The organism is Paenibacillus sp. P4_E11 (assembly GCF_056401635.1).
This window is the reverse complement of the sequence record NZ_JBFUIX010000367.1, coordinates 1-2,085: the sequence shown is the minus strand read 5'-3', so window position 1 is coordinate 2,085 and position 2,085 is coordinate 1. Positions and strand designations below refer to the sequence as shown.

The following is a 2,085-nucleotide window of genomic DNA, read 5'->3' as shown; positions in this document are numbered from 1 at the left end:
AGATGGTCTCGGGCAACCGATGGATGGCAGCTTGTTACCCTCACGTATGGCCCAAGTGCTAACGACTAACTTGCCTAGCAATCCGCTGAAACGGCAACGAGTACTGGATCCAATCAGTGTTGGTGTACGCTGTATCGATGGTCTGTTGACGATCGGTAAAGGACAGCGTGTCGGGATATTTGCCGGCTCTGGCGTAGGGAAGAGCACATTGATGGGCATGATCGCCCGCAACACATCTGCTGATGTGAACGTAATCGCTCTGATCGGCGAGCGGGGCCGTGAAGTGCTAGACTTCATCGAACGCGACTTGGGTCCGGAAGGCTTAGCCCGATCGGTCGTCATTGTGGCAACATCCGACCAACCGGCCTTGATTCGCATTAAGGGAGCGTTAATCGCTACTTCCATCGCCGAATATTTCCGCGACCGTGGCATGAACGTCATGCTAATGATGGATTCGGTTACCCGATACGCTACTGCTCTTCGGGAAGTTGGGCTTGCAGTTGGCGAACCTCCGGCTACTCGTGGCTATACTCCATCCGTGTTCGCAAGCTTACCCAAACTGCTGGAACGTGCGGGTACGGGACCTAAAGGCTCCATTACTGCATTCTACACGGTGTTAGTGGATGGAGACGACATGAACGAGCCTATCGCTGATACCGTACGAGGTATATTGGACGGTCACATTGTGCTCGACCGGAGTTTAGCGAATAAAGGGCATTACCCGGCAATCAATGTACTCGCCAGCATTAGCCGCTGTATGAAGGAAATTGTGCCTGATCGGCAAAATGATGCAGCGGATCAATTGAAACGACTGCTAGCTATCTATAAAGATTCGGAAGACTTGATCAATATCGGGGCGTACCAGAGCGGTTCGAACACGGATATTGATACTGCGCTTCAATACATACCGGATATTTGGTCTTACTTGCGGCAGAAGACTTCGGAGAAAGTCGATTATAACGAAGCATGCGAACAGCTGGTCCAACAATTTCATGGGGGATGAGTAAATGCGTTTCCGGTATCCATTGCAGAAGCTCGTAGATTTGAAGGCCACCGAAAGAACACAAGCGGAATGGGGGCTCTCCGAAGCGATCGGCGTGCTGCAAGCTGAACGTAATGAGATGGCTGTTCTTCAGCACAAGAAGAGCGATGTACAGTCCCAGCTAGGTGATGCATCGATGAATCGGACGACTGTTTCTCAACTGAAACTACTGCAAGATTTCCTGGATTATTTGGATAAGGAAATAGGGCGCAAGTTGAAAGACATTGAGAAGGCGGAAATTCAAGTAGAACTGAAGCAGCAACAGCTCAGTGAGAAGATGAAGGAAGAGAAGGTATGGGAGAAGGCGAAGGAGAAAGCTTTCACACACTTCACTTCCGTGATGCAGAAGAAAGAACAGGACGAATTGGATGAGATTGCCTTAACTCGCCGCGTACAGACGGTGTAATGACAACGGAAAGGGGGTGGCGGCATGGCAAGAACCGATGTGGAAAAATCATCATACGGCGCTTTTGAACGATTTTTGTTTTTCGCAACGCCGATTATTTTCACACTGGTACTGCTAGGCGTCCTTTTTGCGCTGTTTGATCAAAGTTTAATGAACGGGATGCTGCGAACGGTTAACAAGATTCCAATATTGGAACAGTTTGTTCCTGATCCAGCGACTCCCGTGGATAAAACACATCCTGTGAAGGCAGCCGATCCCGAGAAGGATTCCAGCTTGCAATTGGAAGAGTTGAAAAATACAATCAAACAGCTGGAAGCGGATTTGAATCAAACAGACTCCTTGAATCAACAGAAAGATCAAAAGATCAAGGATTTGACAACCCAGTTAACTGCGTTGGACGAAAAGATAAAGACGAAGACACAAACTGAACAAGAGTATAGGGCTCAAGTTCAACAGCTAGCGAACATGTATGCGAAGATGAACCCGAGCAAGTCAGCACCGATTCTGGAAAACATGTTGATCCAGGAACAAGTGCTCGTGTTAAGTGAAATGAAGCCGGACGATCGTATGAAAATTCTGGAGAAGATGGATGCGAAGAAAGCGGCGGAGGCTTCGATTCAGTTAAAGGACATCGTAC

The 2,085-nt window shown here is 48.5% G+C and carries 3 protein-coding genes; all 3 read left to right on the top strand.

All coding sequences use genetic code 11. From position 1 onward, the window contains the following. On the top strand, nt 1–1,003 hold a 1,003-nt coding region (locus AC1DWB_RS34075), incomplete at its 5' end, for a FliI/YscN family ATPase (protein ID WP_477545507.1). A 4-nt stretch (nt 1,004–1,007) separates the two neighbouring features. Further along, nucleotides 1,008–1,448 (top strand): flagellar export protein FliJ, encoded by a 441-nt coding sequence (gene fliJ / locus AC1DWB_RS34070; protein ID WP_477545506.1) that lies wholly within the window; start codon nt 1,008–1,010, stop codon nt 1,446–1,448. Between the two features lie 24 nt (nt 1,449–1,472). Next, nucleotides 1,473–2,085, top strand: a 613-nt coding sequence (locus AC1DWB_RS34065; RefSeq protein WP_477545505.1) for a MotE family protein, incomplete at its 3' end; no start/stop codon positions are given.

Excerpts from the sequence above, each read along its gene's own strand:
- fliJ (WP_477545506.1), top strand. The coding sequence starts at position 1,008 with ATGCGTTTCCGGTATCCATTGCAGAAGCTCGTAGATTTGAAGGCCACC.